This is a genomic window from Sphingopyxis sp. (assembly GCF_035686825.1).
In the GTDB taxonomy this organism is placed as follows: Bacteria; Pseudomonadota; Alphaproteobacteria; order Sphingomonadales; family Sphingomonadaceae; genus Sphingopyxis.
In genome coordinates this window covers 433,599-451,802 of the sequence record NZ_DASRYZ010000002.1, presented here as the reverse complement: position 1 = coordinate 451,802, position 18,204 = coordinate 433,599, and the positions used below count along the sequence as shown (strand labels likewise).

At 66.4% G+C, this 18,204-nt stretch carries 17 protein-coding genes and 1 riboswitch; of the genes, 4 read left to right on the top strand and 13 right to left on the bottom strand.

Annotation, left to right across the window (positions count from 1 at the left end; genetic code table 11):
- Positions 1–39 precede the first annotated feature (39 nt).
- From VFG17_RS03500 to VFG17_RS03490, 3 genes are all read left to right on the top strand, one after another.
- On the top strand, positions 40–984 hold the full coding sequence (locus VFG17_RS03500; RefSeq protein ID WP_325028072.1) for a MurR/RpiR family transcriptional regulator: 945 nt from the start codon (positions 40–42) through the stop codon (positions 982–984).
- A gap of 74 nt (positions 985–1,058) precedes the next feature.
- On the top strand, positions 1,059–2,123 hold the full coding sequence (locus VFG17_RS03495; protein ID WP_325028071.1) for a dipeptide epimerase: 1,065 nt from the start codon (positions 1,059–1,061) through the stop codon (positions 2,121–2,123).
- Between the two features lie 33 nt (positions 2,124–2,156).
- Positions 2,157–2,265, top strand: a riboswitch (SAM-I-IV-variant riboswitch).
- Between the two features lie 48 nt (positions 2,266–2,313).
- A complete protein-coding gene (locus VFG17_RS03490; protein WP_325028070.1) occupies positions 2,314–3,375 on the top strand; it encodes a low specificity L-threonine aldolase in 1,062 nt (353 codons plus the stop codon).
- On the opposite strand, the gene mobF is transcribed toward VFG17_RS03490, so the two are convergent.
- From mobF to VFG17_RS03435, 11 genes are all read right to left on the bottom strand, one after another.
- Positions 3,372–6,155 carry a MobF family relaxase gene (gene mobF / locus VFG17_RS03485; RefSeq protein WP_325028069.1) on the bottom strand — a complete coding sequence of 928 codons (2,784 nt, stop codon included), beginning with the start codon at positions 6,153–6,155 and terminating at the stop codon, positions 3,372–3,374. The two genes, VFG17_RS03490 and mobF, sit on opposite strands and share 4 nt — an antisense overlap.
- Positions 6,155–8,038 carry a type IV secretion system DNA-binding domain-containing protein gene (locus tag VFG17_RS03480; protein WP_325028068.1) on the bottom strand — a complete coding sequence of 628 codons (1,884 nt, stop codon included), beginning with the start codon at positions 8,036–8,038 and terminating at the stop codon, positions 6,155–6,157. The genes mobF and VFG17_RS03480 overlap by 1 nt, the downstream gene beginning before the upstream one ends.
- Positions 8,035–8,403, bottom strand: a complete 369-nt coding sequence (locus VFG17_RS03475; RefSeq protein ID WP_325028067.1) for a hypothetical protein — start codon at positions 8,401–8,403, stop codon at positions 8,035–8,037. The genes VFG17_RS03480 and VFG17_RS03475 overlap by 4 nt, the downstream gene beginning before the upstream one ends.
- 235 nt (positions 8,404–8,638) lie before the next feature.
- Positions 8,639–9,340, bottom strand: coding sequence for a lytic transglycosylase domain-containing protein (locus VFG17_RS03470; protein ID WP_325028066.1), 702 nt, complete (start codon positions 9,338–9,340; stop codon positions 8,639–8,641).
- A complete protein-coding gene (locus VFG17_RS03465) occupies positions 9,337–9,927 on the bottom strand; it encodes a S26 family signal peptidase (RefSeq protein ID WP_325028065.1) in 591 nt (196 codons plus the stop codon). The genes VFG17_RS03470 and VFG17_RS03465 overlap by 4 nt, the downstream gene beginning before the upstream one ends.
- On the bottom strand, positions 9,924–10,463 hold the full coding sequence (locus tag VFG17_RS03460; RefSeq protein ID WP_325028064.1) for a DUF2840 domain-containing protein: 540 nt from the start codon (positions 10,461–10,463) through the stop codon (positions 9,924–9,926). Before VFG17_RS03460 ends, VFG17_RS03465 begins: the two co-directional genes overlap by 4 nt.
- On the bottom strand, positions 10,463–10,714 hold the full coding sequence (locus VFG17_RS03455; protein ID WP_325028063.1) for a helix-turn-helix domain-containing protein: 252 nt from the start codon (positions 10,712–10,714) through the stop codon (positions 10,463–10,465). The genes VFG17_RS03460 and VFG17_RS03455 overlap by 1 nt, the downstream gene beginning before the upstream one ends.
- A gap of 90 nt (positions 10,715–10,804) precedes the next feature.
- Complete coding sequence (locus VFG17_RS03450; protein WP_325028062.1) at positions 10,805–11,611, bottom strand: DUF2285 domain-containing protein; 807 nt, start codon at positions 11,609–11,611, stop codon at positions 10,805–10,807.
- Between the two features lie 133 nt (positions 11,612–11,744).
- Positions 11,745–12,059 (bottom strand): DUF736 domain-containing protein, encoded by a 315-nt coding sequence (locus tag VFG17_RS03445; RefSeq protein WP_325028061.1) that lies wholly within the window; start codon positions 12,057–12,059, stop codon positions 11,745–11,747.
- Positions 12,060–12,396: 337 nt separating this feature from the next.
- Positions 12,397–12,921: a hypothetical protein gene (locus VFG17_RS03440; protein WP_325028060.1), complete on the bottom strand. Its 525-nt coding sequence runs from the start codon at positions 12,919–12,921 to the stop codon at positions 12,397–12,399.
- Positions 12,922–13,010: 89 nt separating this feature from the next.
- The gene (locus VFG17_RS03435) at positions 13,011–13,175 is read right to left on the bottom strand and encodes a hypothetical protein (protein ID WP_325028059.1); all 165 of its coding nucleotides are present in this window, start codon (positions 13,173–13,175) and stop codon (positions 13,011–13,013) included.
- 325 nt (positions 13,176–13,500) lie between these two features.
- On the opposite strand from VFG17_RS03435, the gene VFG17_RS03430 reads away from it, so the two are divergent.
- Positions 13,501–14,229, top strand: coding sequence for an AbiV family abortive infection protein (locus VFG17_RS03430; RefSeq protein WP_325028058.1), 729 nt, complete (start codon positions 13,501–13,503; stop codon positions 14,227–14,229).
- A gap of 31 nt (positions 14,230–14,260) precedes the next feature.
- Here the strand turns inward: VFG17_RS03430 and VFG17_RS03425 are convergent, their stop codons facing one another.
- Together VFG17_RS03425 and VFG17_RS03420 are read right to left on the bottom strand one after the other, a co-directional pair.
- The gene (locus VFG17_RS03425; protein WP_325028057.1) at positions 14,261–14,581 is read right to left on the bottom strand and encodes a DUF736 domain-containing protein; all 321 of its coding nucleotides are present in this window, start codon (positions 14,579–14,581) and stop codon (positions 14,261–14,263) included.
- 557 nt (positions 14,582–15,138) lie between these two features.
- The gene (locus VFG17_RS03420) at positions 15,139–18,189 is read right to left on the bottom strand and encodes a hypothetical protein (RefSeq protein WP_325028056.1); all 3,051 of its coding nucleotides are present in this window, start codon (positions 18,187–18,189) and stop codon (positions 15,139–15,141) included.
- Positions 18,190–18,204 lie beyond the last annotated feature (15 nt).

Here is an 18,204-nt window from a genome sequence, read left to right as displayed (position 1 = left end):
TCTGACATAGCGCCAGAGATGACGGATCAAGGAACGACGATGGCGGGGAGTGAAGATCAGGTTTCGCGGCCAGCAACCGAAGTCCCAGCGATTCCCAATGTTCCGCTGCTCCAGCGTTTGCAGGCCGATCTCGATAGCTATTCGTCCGCCGACCGTGCCGTTGCCGTCTATATCCTTGGCCATTATGCGACGCTCGCGTTCGAGACCGCGATGACCCTCTCCCAGAAGGCGGGGGTCAGCGAGATCACGATCGGGCGCTTCGCTCGCAAGCTCGGCTTTCGCAATTTCAAGGCGATGAAGAACGAGCTCAAGGACAGCAGCGAGGAAGGCTTTCCCTGGCTGGTCGGCGAGCAATTGCAGCACTTTATCGAAGCCCCGGGGCTGCCCGAGGAGGCCGACGGCTCGATTCAGCGCGAAATGAAATCGTTGCTTGCGGTCTATCGCCTTGCGGAAACGCCGCAATGGGCGGCCGCCGCCGACCTTCTCGCCAGGTCACGCACGGTGCAGATCGCGGGGTTCCAGACCGAGCGCGGAATCGCGATGCTGCTGGCGAACCATCTGCAATTCATGCGCGACGGCGTCCGGCTCGTCGACCTCACCGCGGGCAATTATGCCGACGTCTTCGCGACCGACGAGGATGCAGATCGCTGCCTCGTGGTCATCGACATTCGTCGCTACTCGCGGCAATCCTATCTGATCGCCGAACAGGCGAGCCAGCACGGCATTCCGCTGATCGTCATCACCGACCTATTCTGCGACTGGGCGCCCCGCTTTACGCCCCACGTCCTCGCCGTTCCGACGCAATCAGGCATGTTCTGGAGCTCGCCGGTCGCGCTCGTCTGCGCGGTGAACCTGATGGTGAACAGCGTGATCAAGCGAATCGGCACGAAGGTCGAAGCGCGGCTGGAAACGCTGACGCGGCTTCACCAGACATTCACCGGCTATGCGGGTCACCAGCCGCCACGCCCGAAGATGAATGGCTAAAGCAGCGAAGTCATGCTAGTTTTTTGTCATTAAAATTCATAGACAGAAAACCTACGACCAATTAGCCGGATCGCATGACCGCCGGATTTACTGCAGCCACTCTGGATTCGCTCGGAATTGACGACGCCCTGGCTCGGCTCGCGCCGTGCTCGCCAAATGTCGAAGTCGAGCTGGCCCGGCTTGCGCTCGCCGAGCCCTTTTGCATCGCGGGCCATATATTCGAAGAGGTCGAGACCGCGGTGCTGCGGCTCGAGGCCGATGGCCATGTCGGCCATGCCGAGGCGGCCGGCGTCTTCTATCGGGGCGACATGCCGTCGGATATCGTTGCCGCGCTGCGCGAAGCCAAGGAGACAATCGCACGAGGAATTGGCCACGCCGATTCGGCACGGCTCTTTCCAGCGGGCGGGGCGCGGAACGCGTTCGATTGCGCGCTCTGGGATCTGCAAGCGAAGCGGATGGGATTGCCGGTATGGCAACTGCTCGGCATCGCGCCGCCAGCCCCGCTGCTCACAACCTATACGATCGGCAGCGACACGCCCGATGGAATGGCGGCCAAAGCGGTCCTCTATAGCGAAGCGCGCGCTATCAAGATCAAGCTCGTGGGCGACGCGGCCGACGCATCCCGCGTCGCTGCGGTGCGCGCGGCGCGCCCCGATGTGTGGCTCGCGGTCGATGCCAATCGCAGCCTGGCGCCCGAGAGCGTCTGCCGCCTGCTTCCTGCGCTCGAAGCCGCGGACGTGCGTCTGATCGAGCAGCCCTTCGCGGTCGGCCGCGATGCGGAGCTCGCCGGCCTTAACCTGCCAATCCCTGTCGCCGCCGACGAGAGCATCCAGACGATGTCCGATCTTGAGCGGCTCGCCGGGCTATATCAGGCGGTGAACGTCAAGCTCGATAAATGCGGCGGTCTCACCGACGGGCTGCGGCTCGCGCAACGCGCTCGTCAGCTCGGGCTGGACGTGATGGTCGGGAATATGCTCGGCAGCTCGCTCGCGATGGCGCCGGCGTTCCTGCTCGGCCAGTTCTGCTCGATCGTCGACCTCGACGGCCCGATATTCCTTGCCGCCGATTGCGTGCCGGGGGTGTCGTATCGCGGCGGCCGGATCGATTGCATGCCCCATCCGTGGGGCAGCGGCCGATGAAATTGACAGGAATTATCGCCTCGCCTAGGGCGCGGCGTACATCAAGAGTCGGGCCGACGCCCGGCACCAACCTGCTCCCGAGCAAGGTGGTACCCCGTCACAGGCGGGGGATGTGGCCGGACCGGCAACCAACGGGACCCCAAGCCGCACGCGCGTCGACCTGCCTCGATCTCGAAGGAAGGAATTCGATATGACGACGCGGCCGCAGCAATTCGCCAGCGACAATTATGCAGGTATTTGTCCCGAAGCCTGGGAGGCGATGGCCGCCGCGAACTCGGCCTCGGCGCCCGCTTATGGCGACGACGAATGGACCCAGCGCGCCGCCGACGCGTTTCGGACGCTTTTCGACACGCCCTGCGAAGTCTTTTTCGCCTTCAACGGCACCGCGGCCAATTCGCTGGCGCTCGCGGCGCTTTGTCAATCCTATCACAGCGTCATCTGCTCTTCGTGTTCGCACGTCGAAACCGACGAGTGCGGCGCGCCCGAATTCTTCTCGAACGGTTCGAAGCTGCTTGGCGTGCAGTCCGCCGACGGAAAACTGACCCCTGAGGCGATCCGCGCGCTCGCGGCGAGCCGATCGGACATTCATTTTCCGAAACCGCGTGTCGTGACGATCACACAGCCGACCGAGACCGGGCAAATCTACACGATCGACGAGATTCGTGCGATTGCCGCGACCTGTCGGGACCTGGGTCTCAAGCTCCATATGGACGGCGCGCGTTTCGCGCACGCGTGCGCGACGCTCCAATGTTCGCCGGCCGATCTGACCTGGCGCTCAGGCGTCGACGTGCTCTGCTTCGGCGGCACGAAAAACGGCATGGCGGCCGGCGAAGCGATTGTCTTCTTCGACACGAAGCTCGCGATCGATTTCGACTATCGCTGCAAGCAGGCAGGACAGCTCGCTTCGAAAATGCGCTTTCTCGCCGCCCCATGGATCGGCCTGTTCGAAAGCGGCGCCTGGCTCCGCAATGCCCAACATGCAAATCGCTGCGCCGCGCGCCTCGCGGCGGCGGTCGAAGGCCTTCCCGGCGTGCATCTCGCCTTCCCTGTCCAGGCCAACGCGGTGTTCCTCCATGCCCCCGACAGGCTGCTCGAAAATCTCGGTGCGCGGGGCTGGCGTTTTTACACGTTCATCGGCGGCAGCGCGCGTTTCATGTTCGCCTGGGATGCAAGCTTCGAGGCCGTCGATCTCCTGGCACGGGATATTGCCGAGCTGGCCATGGAGATACCCCAACTGGTAGATGCGGACTAAAGCCCGGCGCCGAAACGGGAAGACAGGGATTGCACCAGCCCGACGGCGGACGTCCTGGCGGTGGCGGCAGGCGGAATAGCCGCCTGCACGATTGCTGTCTGAACCGTCCCGGCGCGTTCGTTTATCGCGGACACCAGCTTCGCGCGATCATTCGTGAAGATGGTCGCCGACTGCTTCGCGCGCGAAATCCCGACATAGAAACTCTTCTGGTCGACGAGATTGGTGGCGCGGCTGTCGGCATGGACAATGACATGATCGGCGGTGCGGCCCTGCGCTGCGAAGGCCGTGTCGACATAACCGTGGGCAATGTGCCGGTCGCGGGCAGCATCAAGGTGCAGGGTCTGGATCTGTCCGCGCGAGCCCCGAACGATGGCGGTCCTGGTCTCGGCATCGACCGCCGTCACCTCCAGGCGCGCGCCGTTCACCCGACCCGCGTCGCGGTCGTTGCGCGTGAACCTTATGCTGTCACCGGCCCTCAGTTCCAATCGCCGCGCCTCGAACACTTGCACCTTGCCGGCGCCCCATTGGAGCAGCCGCCAATCGACCTCGCGCCCGTCTTCCGACCTGAGCGCAAGGGCGGCCTTGATCGGATCGATCGCTTCGACACGGAACGCTTCGCCGCGCGCGACGCCCTTATCGGCATAGTCCTGCGCGAAGCGGACGACATCGCCCTTATCGTAGCTCAGCGGATCGCGTGCCTCGGCGCGCGTGAGGCCTTTATTGGCCAGGCTCTCCACGGTAACGGCCGGCCCCCTTAACGCCCCCGAACGGATAAGCGCCTCCCGAATATCCGCGGTCAAGGCGTCGCGGCCCTCGCGCGATGGTTCGACGACGAGCGTGCGGCCGCGACTCCCCCGGTCGAGCCCGGCATAATGCTCGGCGATCGCGGCGAAGCGCTCGGCACGGTCGGCGTTCTCGATGATCGCGCCGCCACCGCGATCAAGGGCGGCGAGCGCCTTTTTCGCGTCGCCCTCGATCGACGCCAGAACCGCGTCCCTGGTCGCGCTATTGGTCTGCCGGACGATCTCGCCGAGCTTGGCGGTTTCCATGCCTGCCGCTTGCAGTTGCGCGAAGGCGGCGCCGGCCTCGACCGATCCGAGCTGCTTCACGTCTCCGACCAGAATGATGCGGGCATCATGGTCTTCGGCAAGGGCAAACAGGTGCGCCGTGTCGCGCGCGGATAACAGCGAAGCCTCGTCGACGATCCAGGCGGCCGGCTGACCGGGAAGGGACCGATCGGCCGAGAGCATATGGCGCGCGACAGTGTCGCCCCGCGTCCCGAGCGCCTCGCCAAGCACTGCGGCCGCCGACGCCGTCGGCGCCAGAGCTACGACCGTCACCCCGCGCGCCTCGGCCTCGCGTGCGAACGTCGCGAGCACCGTCGTGGTTTTGGCAGTGCCGGCATAGCCCTGCACCGCGGTGATCCGGTTGCGGCTGGTGAGAAGCTGCCCGGTGGCGGCGCGCTGGTCTTCATTCCAGGCGAAGCCGGCGCGCTCGGACCGGCGTGCGGCCGACGCCACGGCCTTCGCCGCCGCCAGCGGCGATGCGATCGGAAGAAAGGCGCCGCGCCCCTCGGCTTCGAACCGTAACAAGCTGGTCTCGGCCTCGATATTCTGGCGGGTGGTGAATCCGGCGAACTCGGCCCCGCGACGATCGACGAATGTCCGGTCGATCAGCTGGCCCTGCTTCGTCGCCGCAGCGATTGCCTCCCCGATCCGGGCGTATCCCACCTTGCCCAAACCGACCCGCCCGGCCTCTTCGTGGAGGGCGGCGACCGAAAAGACCGATTGTCGTTCACCGAGCTTGTCCGCAGCGTGCGCGACCGCGCGCTCGGCTGCGTCCGTCCGCGCCGCCAGACTGGCCGCGCTTTCCGCACGGGATTTCGCCTCGCGAACGAGCGCGAGCCGCGCGCTCGCATCGAAACCGGCCCGATCGGCTGTCTCGCGCCAATCGGCAACAAGCAAGGCCTGGTCGGCTGTCGCCTTCGCTTGCCGGGTATCAAGCGCGGCGACCTGCTTTTCGGCCGCGCTGGCAGCCTCGCGCGACGTCCCGCGTTCGCCAAGCGCAGCTTCGATCTCGGCGCTACGGGTACTGAAGGCGGCCATCACGTCGGCGGAGACGCCCCTGATCTCGAACATCGAGTCCCTGGCCGTATCGATCTCATAGCCGAGGTCGCGGACCTTGAGCGCCAGCTCCTGCCGGTAGACGGCGCCGATCTGCTTCTGGAGCTGGTAGATCGCGCGCGGCTCGAGGCTGCGCCAGGCGCCGTCCTCGCCCTGCGTCGCGTTCACGATGACATTGTGCGTGTGAAGCTGCGGGTCCTGGGCCCGGCTCGTGCCGTGCTGAAAGCTGGCGACAACAAGATTGCCGGTCGCCTCGCGGGCCACGTTGCCGCCGCGCCGGACACGGGTCGCGGCCATATGCGCTTCCACATGCGCCAAGGCGGTCGTCACCGCTTGCCCATGCGCCGCGATCAGTCGCCGATCGCCCGCGACCTCGGCCATGATCGACACCGACTTCGGCGCACTCAGGGTGATATCCCACCCGGGTCGATGCTCGAGCCGGCCGTCGCGGATCGTGCCAAGCTGCCGGTCGCCGATCTTGCCGTCCAGCAGATCCCGAAAGACATCGCGGTCGACATCGCCCGAAAGGCCAAGTTCCCTCGCTCCCTTGCCTTGCCATTCGGACGGCGACAGCCCGCCCTCGGCATAATAGTCGTCGGTCTCATAATAGCTGCTGGCCTGCGCCGAGCTGGTCAGCGCGGATACCGACGCGACCATCAGACCGGCCCGTCATCGACGGCGGGTGGGGGCGCAGCCGGTTTGGCCTTTGGCCTGGGTTTCGGCTTCCCGGCGGCTTCGCGCGCACCAATTTCGGGCGGCGCAGGTTCCGGCGCGTGCCGCCACAGGCTGGTCGCGGGATTGGCTTCGACGAAAGCGTGTTGACGCGGATCGCCGCGCCGCGCGATGTGGTCGGCGGTGAGCGATATGCGCGCGACGGGCAGACCGTCGGGGAACAGCAAATATCCCTCGTGCCGCGCCAGGCGCAACTCGCTTTCGAGCACCGCAGGCCGGGTCTTGCGCTGGCGGCCAAGCGTCATTCGCGGCTTGTCGTCGCCCTCGCCGAGCACGCCGGTCATCGTGTGGACTTCCATCTCGCAGCTACCGATGGTGTCGCTCGCCCACTTGCGGCTCTCGCCATCGATCATCTGGAGGAAGAGCTTCGTATTGCAGCAACCGAGCATCGATTCGGCAAGATCGTCGCCATAGCGGTGCCGCATCTGGCCGATGGCCTGGAAGGTCAGCACGACCGCTGCCCCGAACTTGCGCCCCTCGGGGAGCAACCGCGCAAGATTGTCGACACGCGGCAGGTCGGCGAGTTCGTCGAGCAGGAACCAGACGCGCCGGTCCGCCGATGGCGAAAGCCCAAGCAAGGCGCTCGCCGCGCATTCGAGCCAGCAGGCGAGAAGCGGCTTCGACGCCTCGAAATAATCCTCCTTGCGCGGCACGAATATCCAGGGCCTGCGCCCCGTCCGTTCGTCGAGGCCGGAGATGAATGCGCGGAACGAGAAGGGCTTCTCGTCCCCGTCCTGCATCCGCAGGAACTGGATCAGGTTCGCGGCCTTCGTGAGCATGAAGAGCACGCTGCCCGTCGCCCGGTCGGCGTCGTCGGCGAAGGTGCGCGCCGACGAGCTGTCGCCAAGCCAGGCCTTGAGGTCGTCCTTGGTCCGCACCTGGAGAGCGTGGAGCAGGTCGGGCAGCGTGCCCTTGCCCTCGCGCCACAGCGCGCGAAGCATGTTGGCGACGAGGATACGGCTGGTCTCGAGCCAGACGTCGCGATCATGCTGCCCGGTCTCGGTGATCAGCTGGTGCGCGATGCGGTCGGCGTCGGCAGGGTGGGCGATCTCGGCGAACGGCGACCAATAGGCGCAGCGGGCATCGAAGGGATTGAGGATGATGTCTCCGCGCTCGGGGTCGAAGTAATGCGCGATGAACTCGCCGCTCGTGTCGTAGACCAGCGCCGCCTCGCCGCGCCCTTCGATCCCGTCGAGCATCTGGCGCAGCACGGTGGTCTTACCGCTGCCGGTTGTGCCGATCATCGCCATATGGCGCGTCTCGAGGCGCGGCGGAAGCGAAATGGAGCCGATCGCCAGCGACCGCTTGTTCGCCCCGGATCGCGCCAGCTTCGCGAGCCTGGCTTCGCTCGTCACCATCGTGCCGCTGAGGAAATGATCGCGAAGCGCCCGATCGCGCCGGCGAGCCGCAAGCCCGCGAAGGAGGAACAAGGCCGACAGCCATGCCGCGAGCCCCAGCATGCTCCCGCGCATCACGAACGAGACGGTGACGTCGGCGGCGCGGCGATAATATCGATCGGCCGCGACCCCGCGCGCGGGCACCCGATAGTCGGCACCCTCGTAGCGGATCGTCATCCCGGGATCGCCACCTCCGCTTCCGGCGAACCAGACGAGGAGCTTTGCATGATAATAGGTGCCAGTCTCCTGCATAACGCGCGGGTCGAGCAGCAGGAAGGGAGCGGCGAGTGCGCCGAGCGCGATCGACGAAAGCATGATCAGGACATGCCGCCTGAAGCGCCGCGTCTGGCTGTAGCGATAATGGCGCTGCAGCGTATCGGCATGGAGCCGGAGATCAGGACGCTCGATCACGACCGATCCTCCGCGATCCCCATTTGCCGGTCATAGGCCCGGTTGATTTCGACGAGGATGATCTCGTCGCTCTTGCCGCCGCCCATCGCTGCGCTGCGCGCGTAGCAATAAGCGGCACAGGCCGTGAACAGGGTCCGGTCCAGCAACCGCTCGAGGTCGGCAAGGCGCGTGCCGATCGACGCCACCTCGGTAATGAGTTCGCGTCCGTTCGTGTCGGCGAGCGGGGATTGTGTCTCGGCGGCGATCCCCGCCTTCACGCTGCGCTGGAGCATCGCGTAAGGCGTCATATCCTGTTGCTCGGCGAGTTTGCGAAGGGCCCCGTCGAGCGCCATCGGCAGGCGGACTGAATATTGAACCGCCTTCATAGCGCAGCTCCCCCGAGGGTGCGCCGCGCACCCTCGAATTTCGGCGGAAGTCCGACGGATCGGCTCCGATCCGCTGCCGCGCATCCGGATCGCACCCTCGAAAAACGGCAGAAAAGCTGGATGCACCCGTGCGTGAGGTGTGTATTCAAATTATGGGTCCGATGCGCAGCATCGCGGCCCCGCAATCTTCCGTCACTCGCGACCGATTCAGGCCCGAGAGAAATCCGCGGTATCGTCATTGTCCGTCCCCCGAGAGCGCGACGAAGAGCGGCGAAGTCGCATCAGACAAAGGACCGTCGGCCGCAGTGGCTTCGCGCGCCGGATGCAGCCGGATTCCCGGTTCCCGAGCAAATTTTTCGCGCTCCGATTGCGCCGTGAAGAGCGACGCATCGCGCCAATTCGGCGAATCCCAAGGCCGCGCCGGTGCAGCCGGGGACACGCCCGAGACGCCGAGCGACGACACAATCTGTGCGACATAGGCCCTGGTTTCAGCGGGAAGGCGGCGGCGCCCGGCTGCATAGGCATCGGCGCGCCCGGGGCCCGCATTATAGGCGGCAAGCATCAACCGGACATCGCGGTAGCGATCCCACATCGCACGCAGATAGGCCGCACCCGCGAGGATATTCATGCGAGCGTCGAACGGATCCGCGCCAAGCCGATGGCGAGCGCTCAGCATCGCCCAGGTTCCGGGCATGATCTGCATCAGGCCCATCGCGCCGACGGGCGAGACCGCGCGCCGGTTGCCGCGGCTCTCGGTGTGCATTACGCGCCAGATCCACGCCTCCGGTATGCCGAAACGCTGCGATGCCTCCGTCACATGGGCGGCATAGGGATGCGCATGGCCGCTCGCCGGGGATGCCGGCGACGCAGCCGCCGCGCGGCAGCCAAGCGGCGCGAGGGCGACCAATGCGGCCGCGGCGATGCGTGCTGCAATCATCGCCGCCCCCCCTCGGTCTGCGGTGAAGCAAAGGCCCGAGCCGACGCGGTGCGCCAGCGCAGGCGCGCGCCCGGCGCGTCGCGGACGAGGAGCGGGTGCGCGATACCGACGACGCCGGCGGCCGGCAGCGCCCCGAAATATCGGCTGTCGAGGCTGCCCGGCGCGCTGCCGAGCAGGAACAGCTCGCCGCTCCTGAGCTGGCGGCAGCCGATCCAATATGGCAGCGGCCGGCCGGCGCGGTCGCGCGTCAGCACGCGCCCCGCGAACGCCCCGTCGATCGTGACAAAGCTCCCGCTGCGGCAGACCAGCGCGCCCTCCGCGGCCGCAACACGCTTCAGCAGCGGCACGCCGCGCGGAAGATAGCCGCGACGCGCGAGCAGCGCGGCGACGGGCGCCGGCGGCGCGATGGCGACCAGGTCGCCCGGCGCCGGACGGGGTTCCGCGACGAGGCGATAGAGCCCGACCGGCACGCTGGCGCTTGCATTCCAGAGGAGGCGAGGCTGCGGCGCAAGCGCCGCGACTGCGCCGAACAGCCCCGCGAACAGGGCGCCGAAGCCGATGGTGGCCTGCAGCCATGCCCGGCTCATGACTCGCGCGCCTTGCGCTGTAGCCAGCCGGCGTGGCGTTCGGTGCCATAGGGCCGGAACGGCAGGTTGGCGGCAAGGCGGCTGCCGACATGGCGCCAATGATCGGGGGCCGCGTCGCACGGATCGATGCCCGCCGCATCGACCGCATCGATCGCGCCGACGACGGTCCGAACCTGTTGCCGTCCGTCGATACGCAGCAGGATGTCGCCGCCCGGACGCACGAACGGATGCGTGTCGAAGGGCTCTTCGGGCGCCCGCGCGGCGATGATCGCAAGGCTCGCGTGCACGGTTCCGAAATCGTTCGACGTCCAGCGCACCAGCGCGAAAATCGTACCGGGCCGGAACGAGACGATGCGCGTCCGGCTCCCGGCGATGCGCTCCGCCGCGACCCGGCCGAAGCGTATCGACTGTCCGAGGTGCTGCTCGATCCATGTCAGTTCGACGTCGGTCAGCCCGTTTCCGGACACCCCGACGGCGGCCGGCGCTGCGCCCACGAAATGGCCGCAGGTTCGCGCCGGAATAGCAGCGCGAGACATCAGCGGCGCACCGGCCGCGCGGGATGCACGGTTCCCGTGCCCGGGTCGGACGTCGAGCGCCGCCGCCCGATCTCGGCCCATGCATCGAGGTCGTCGATCGCGTAGACGATCCGTCCGCCAAGCTTTCGATAAATGGGGCCGGTGCCGAAGCAGCGATGCTTTTCCAGCGTTCGCGCCGACAGGCCGAGATGGACGGCGGCGTCGGGGGTTTTGAGATAGCGCGGACCGATAAATACGGGAGCAGGGTGCATTGGCGTCCTCCTTCGCTGCTTCGGCCGCCGCATGCGATCGCGAGGGCCCGTGGCGGACAATGGCGGAAAGACGCGCGGCGGCCGGAGCGGCTATTTTGAGCCGCCGCTTTTTGTCGCCCCCCGCACCCGGCCAAGGAGCAGGCGGCGATAGCCGCCGTCCCTCAGTTCGCGCGCCTCGTCGATGAGCCGCTGGGTGTGGCGCCGCTCCGAGGAGGTTTTCCACTCCGCCCCGCGGCCCACCGTCATCGCGGGATAGACGATTTGCCGCGCGACTTCGTAAGTGGTCGCCGGTCGTGCACCCCGGGGATCGACTGCGTCGAGGATGGCGAGAAGCTGCCCGAGCCGGTGCCGCTGGAAGGGCGATGGACGATGTCCGTTCAGCGCGCGCACGGGCGGCGCGCCGGCCAGGCGGCGGCCGAGCCGCCGCGCGGTCTCGAGGCGCAGTTCGGCGGCGGCATCGTAGGGAATGACATAAGCGAGCGGCACTCCTTCACCTTCGCTGCACAGCCAGATGCGATGCGGTCCGTCCTTGTCATCGAGGATCAGAAAGCGACCGCCGCGAAGCGGGCGATCGACCAGAATGGCGGGCCAGTCGGCTATCCGGGACGACGCGATGCCTGATCCCACCGGAGTGCTGGCGACAATAGTCGTGAAGGCCGAGGCCGACGGCGTCCATAGCGCGGGCTCCGCCGCGGCCGGCATGTCGGGCGACAACGGATAGGAAAGACCCCAGCGCCGGGTCATGTCCTCCTGAAGCGATGCCGGTCGCCGCAGCAAGTCGGCCGCCGTCTCGCGGAAATAGGCGCGATACGCGGGGCTGCGCCGGAGGAACTCCTGCGCGAAGCCCGGGAAGTCGAGGGGAACGGGTTGCTTGCCGCCCTCCCCTCTGCCGATCACGGGCGCCTCCCTTGACGTGAAGGTTCAGCTTGACGTCAAGTCCGCATCGGCAAAATCACCATTCCTTGGGCGGTGCATCCCCACAAAAGGGGACCGCCCGGCGGCGGGCGCCGGGTGGTCCGTTTCCGCGGGTTCAGTCGCCGCGGCGGTTCTGACGGCTCCAGACGAGGTCGAATTCGCCAGCCTCACCGTCGAAGAGCTGCGCGAATATCGGCGCCGTGAAACTCGGATCGTCGAGCTTGACCGAGAGATAGGGCCGGTCGTCCTGGGTGCGCTTCTGCCAGGCGGCCCCGACCTCGGCATCGCCGACGAAGACGCGGTGGCTGGGGGCGTTGCCGCTGGGATTGTCTTCGGGTGCGATGCGAATGCCCTTCGCCTGGACCGAGAGCGTGACGATTTCGCCGCGATACTCGCCCGAGACTTTCTTGAACTTGCCGATACGTGCCATTTCGATTTCCTTTCCTGGCGTCGAAGGCCGCGCCGATCGCGGCCTCGATGCGCATCGATGCTCGGCAAGGGACAGGCGCCGCATCCGCCAGGACCGCAGCGAAGCGAAGGATGGCGAGGGACCGCCTTTCTTGTCTCGCGGGGAACGGCGGCACGCCGGGGGAAGAAAGGCGGCTCCTCGCCGTTGCGGCAAGCCGGGCCAGCACAGCGGCTTGCCGACAGATTGCGCATGCCACGAGGCCGCAGCGGCGCGGCAATGCCCGGAAAGGCCAATCGAAGGTGAGTGGTTCAAGGTCGCGGCACGGTATCGCTCTCGCCAATCCGTACGACGAGGCCCGTCATCGCGATCGCATAGCAGCCAGTTCAGTCGCCGCGGTGAGCCTTGCTCGCCCAGGGATCGATGCCGAGTCCGGACCGGATTCGGGGCCCTCGGCGCCATCGACAAGACTTCGCCACGACGACGATGCTGCCATTATCCCGCCGACCAGTGACAGGAGGCTGAGGGCGATCCCCTCCCCGACAGCAAGACCGGCAAGGCCGCGCACCATCAGATAGCCGGCAAAGGCGGCCGGCGCCGCGAACATGATGGCGACGCCCGTCCGTATCAGCGGCGATATCGAAGATGTGAAGATCAATCGACCGATTGCCAGGAGCAGAAGCCCTGCCGCGAATCCCGCCGCAAGCGAGGCGGGGAGCGAGAAATCGCGTTCGGTCATGAGCGTCGCGGCGGCGAGACCCGCGGACAAAGGCAGCGCGAGCGTCGCCAGCCGGAACAGCAACCAGACAAGATAGAAGAGTGCGATAGCGCCGAGGATCAACAAAAAGGTCATGAGCGTCCTTCCAAAGGACGCGCTTTCCTCCACAACCGCAGCGCGGCTTGCCTTGCCGGTTTGGCATTTTCGCACCAAGGGGGAACCGAAATTCGGTCCGCCTTGGGAAGCGATTGGCGCGATCAGCGGCTGAACGGGTCATATTCGCAGACGATGCATGCGGGATCGCCGTCGAACTCGTCGAGAGGCATGACAGAATATCCGCTGGTGGTTTCGACAAGGACGATGATCGTCATCATCGTGCGGGCGAGGTTCCAGCCGAGCGATTGGGCGGTTGAAAGCGGCATTTCGAGGCTCCTGTCCGGGAGCGGGTCCATTCCCGCTCGACAGTCGCCCCGCCGGCCGGGGGCGTGCCGCAATCACCTGAGCGAAGCGAAGGCCGCACGCGCAGCGTAGCGGACCCCTCGCGGGTTGATTGAAGGAGGCAGGGCCTCGCGCCCAGGGATCAGCGGCCATCGAGAGCGGGATGGTGCCGCGCGGGAAGACGCAACGGCCTGAACACCGTCCGGCTTCGCGACGATCACCGGTTGCACGATCCGCCGTTATTTCCGATGCGGCGTCGGCCATCGCGGGACGGTCCCCGATGCCACCCACAAGCGAATGGATCGAAGCATGAAAAGCGAGAAGAAAGCCGCGCCCGCAAAGGCGGAATCCAACGGGCTTTCGCTGGAGTTGCTGATCGACGGGGCGCAAAAAGCCTTCGACAATGCCGAAGCGCTGTTCGGCGAGGCTCAGCTGCTGGCGGCGCACGGTTCTCGCGCGCGGGCGCTTTGTCTCCACCAGATCTCGATCGAGGAATGCTCGAAAGTCGAATATCTCGGGGGATGGGCGATGAGCCAGTTGCTCGAGAAGGAAGGCGATCGGGAGCAGATCGGTAAGGCGTTCAGAAGTCACGCCGCGAAGAACAAGCTGAACGCCTATATGCTCGCGTCATCCGCGGAAGAGATTGCGGCCCGCGAAAGCGGGGACTGGGACGCTTCCTCCGCCGCCTTCAAGAAAATGCAGGATGGTTTCCACCAGAGATCGAACAAGAACAAGAATGACGCCCTTTATGTCGACTGGACGGGCAGCGCGTTCGTCGCGCCGGCGGAGGCGGTCACGGAGGACATAGTCGCCGACATCACCAGGCTCAACATGAAGTTCCTCGGTCACGCCGCGCTCGGCATACGCATGTTCGCACGCGTTCAGAGCTCGTCCGCCGTTCTGAAGCCGCTCCTGATCGAGCTGGCCCAAGCGTTGGGAAACCTCACTGATGACAAACCCGCCGACCTGAAAGAGGCGATCGACGGGGTCCTGGGATCCTTCATTCGGTCAGGCGCCGAGCAACTCGGCAAGACATAGCCGGTCCCGCGAAGGCGGGACCGGCGGCCGATCAGCCCGGCGGATTCCAGATGATGACTTTCTTCATCGGGTCGTCGCCGGGTGCGTTGGCGATATTACCGTAGATCGTCCCGAATTCGGGGGCGGACAACGAGACCGAGACATATTCGGCGCCCGTCGCCTGCGCGGTGCGGACCCAGCCGGCGCCGAGCTCGAAGCCGTTCTTCTTGCTGACGATCCGGTAATCGGGCTCGCTGTCCTTGGTCTTGCGGCCGTTGGGGACGATCGCGATCGGTGCGGTGACGTTGAGGGTGGCGAGCGTGCCTTCGAAGCTGCCGTCGGCCTTGACGGTGAGATTTGCGATGGTGGCCATGTTCGATACTCCTTGGTGGCTCGGGGGACATTCCCCGATGGCGCCCACCGAAGGGGCCGGGAGCCGCCGTCACCGGAGCGAAGCGAAGGGCTAACCCCGCCAGGGGTTGACGGCCCGAGGCGATCCGCGGCCCGCAGAAGGCGACAAGGAGGGGTGCTTCCCCGAGCGGCGGGGGCGACGCGAGAGGCCGGACAGCGCAACGAGATCGACATGCGCAGAGAAACCGCACGCCGGCTGGCTGTCAGCCGTCCGGCTTCGCCGTCACGTAAAGGATCGTGAACCGCGACCTTGCCGATTCCAGCTTTTCTGTTCAGGAGCGCGGCGAGCGGCTCGAACATTCTACCGGACGACGGACCAGCGATCAGGGCGCAGGGGCCCGCTGTCGCTGTTCCGCCGTTCGGCAGGGATGGGGCGGGAGACGGCCTGTGCCTGACCGTCTCCCGCGGGACGGATTGCCGAGGGAAGAAGGCATATCCGTCCGGTTCTTCAGTTCACCGGCCGCCCGACAAGGTGTCGAGACCGGCCTTCGCGAACCTGTTGCCCTTCGGGCCGGCGTTTCAGAAGTTGAACCGCAAGCCGCCGCTGAGCGCCGCCGCCTTCAGGCCATCGCCGCGGCTGAGGCTGCCCTGGAGGAACACATTGACCTTGCCCGTGGCGTCGCGCCCGCTGATGCCGGCGCTATATTGTACGGCATTCTTGAACCCGGTGGTCTCCATGGCGACGGCCGAGGCGCCGAAGCTTGCGCTGCCCGCTTCGGTTCGCGAGAAGTTGCGCAGCGCATAGACCCCGACATAGGGACTCATCGTGAACTTCCGTTCGCCCTCGGGCGCCCAGTTAGCGTTGGCTTCGCCCCAGACCAGCTTGGCCCCGAAGCGCCCCAGGCCCTGGCGATCGTTCGCCGGGGTCACCGTGGTCAGGCTGTCGACGACAAAGGGATCCACACGGCTCGACGCCCAGGCATAGGAGGCCGACGGCACCAATTTGACCTTCTTGCCAAGATGGAAGGTGTAGCTGCCGGCAACCGAACCCGCCCAGGCGGTGCCATCGGTTTTGGCGCGGCCGGCGGCGAACAGGCTCGGGTTCGCCATGGTATAGTCACGCCATTCGTGCCGCACCGTCGCATCGAGGCTGAAGTCGCGGCTCTGGAGGTTCGCATAACCGCCAAAGAAATTGGCTTCGACCTTGGTAAGACCGCTCGCTCCGCGGGCGTCGGCGCCGTAGAACCCGCCGGCCAGACCGATATGCAGGTCGAGCCCGCCCCCGCCCATCTCGAGCACGCCATAATCGAGACCCAGTTGGGCGGTCCAATAGTCGGTCCGCACCCGGTCGCTCAAGTTCGTGGCGAAGCCCGGTGCGCCGAAGCTGGTAGTGAGGTTCTGGTCGAAGCTGCCGCCGCCATTGCGCATCCACAGACTGACCTGACGCTCGCGGTCGCGCCGGTCGACGATGAAGGGGGCATCGAGCATCGCCGAGACACTGCCCGCCAGCGTCGAGAGCGAGGCGAGCTGGACCGCGCCGGGGTTGACCGACTGCTGGATGCCGAACTGGTGGGCATTGGCCGGGTTCTGCACGAACTTCTGAGTGATGAACCCGGTCGTAGGCAGCGAGGTCGAGACGAACGCGCCCGCCGCGGGCGTACCGCCGTCGACGGTCACGACCGGGAGGAATCCGCCCGCAACGATCCCGTGCTGGACGATGTTGAGGTCGACGTTGGTCGTCCCGCTCGCCGTCCCGCTCACCGCCATGGTGTCGGTCTTGCCGGCGGCAACATTGGTGTCGAACAGCAGCTTCCCGCCGCCCGCATAGTTGCCGTTGACGACGACCTTGTCGCCCACCGCGCCATCGACGGTGGTGATAGTGCCAAGGTTGGTCACGGTTCCGTTGAAGGTATAGACCCCGGCGCCGCCGCCCGTGCCGATAAAGGTCGAGGTGGGATCGATCGACATGTTGCCGGTCTGGGTATAGGTGTTGAGGCCATCGAGGTTCGAACCGTTGGTGAGGTAGAGACCCGTGCCCGGATCCGAACCCACTGCGAGCGCGCCGTCCGAAATGGTCAGGTTGGCCGCATCGAGCGTCACAATCTCCCAGTTGACGATATTCGCGCCGGGAGCACTCGCCGTCACACCTTGCAGGGTCAGCCGGTCATTCCAGCCATCGGCCGTCGCAAGGTCGTCGCCGCCATCCAGACGCTGCGACCCGTCATAGCCGGCGGCCGAGACGATCGCCGTGTCCGTGCCGTTCTGGCCGTGGAAGCCGCCGGTCAGCGTCCCGCCACTCCACACGAAGGCATCGCCGCCATCATTCGCGCTGGTGACGGTGTCGTCGCCGTAGACGTCGCCGGTGAAGCTCCCGCCGGTCAGGGCGAACCTGTCGTCGCCCAGGCCGAGGATGGCGTCGCCGGTCACCGTGCCGGCGGTCGTCACAACGGCGTTGCCGCCGATTTCGTCGATGCCGTCGCCGTTGAGGTCGCCATCGCGGATCGCGATTCCCGACGCCGAACCGTCGGCCACGGCGGCCGCGCCAATGTCGATCGTCCCGCCCGCGGCCGCAATCGTGTGGACAGCCGCTGCGGAACCCGTGCCTCCGGTTACCGAGCCTCCCGTCAAGGACGCGGCGTAGGTGCCCGAAGTGCTCTGAGCCCGTACGCCGTCAGAGCCGGCACCGGCGGCCGCAACCATACCATCGCTCACGGCAACGCCCGCATCGCCGCCGTTCGAGAGCGCATAGATGCCGTGCGCGGCGTCGCCGGCGGTCGCAAGCGCGCCGCCCGTCATGCCGACAGTCGCATCGCCCGTCTGATCGCTGTGCGCCCAGATGCCATGGGCTTGGGCCCCTTGGGTCGATATGTCACCGCCGCTCTGCGCGGCAATCGCGTCGCCCAGTCCCTGGTTCCACGACTGGACGCCTTGCGAAGAGGTGCCGATTGTCGCGACCGAGCCGCCCTCCATGCTTGCCGTCACGGTCCCTTCGGAGTTGGGGTTTCTGATGTCCGCCATGACACCGACCGCATTGAACCCGGAGGTGGTGATTTCACCGGCCTTCAGCGTTGCCGCTGCATCGCCAAGGCCGCTGCTCCATGCCCAGATGCCGCGCGAGAAGGACCCGCTGGTGGTGATGGTGCCGCCCGACATCGTTGCGGTGGCGATCCCCTGCGAGGCAGCGTTTTGGACGCCCACAAACATGCCGTTCGAATTCATTCCGGTGGTCGAGACATTGCCGTCGCCTATCGTGCCGGCGGAGCCGCCAAGACCCAGGTTGAATACAGAGATTGCGTGTCCGCCGTTAAAAGTCGTGGTCGCAAGGGTACCAAAACGCGTTCCCTGGACCGAAACGTCAGCGCTTGACGTCGCGCTATTCCTCACCCGGACGGCGCCGCCGATCGTCGCCGGATCAGGCGTGACCGTCAGGTTCGGATCGTTGAGGATAAGCGTCAGACCGTCGACGCCATTTTCGTATGAGATATTGCCACCGGGCACCGGATTGAAGGTGGCCGCAGTGCAGGTGATCGTGGCGCCGGGCGAAGCGGGACCGCAATCCCCCGCCATCGCGGGACTTGCGCCGGCAAGTCCGGCCAGAACCAGCGTCGTCGTTGGCGCTACGCTCGCCACGATGCCCTTCCACTT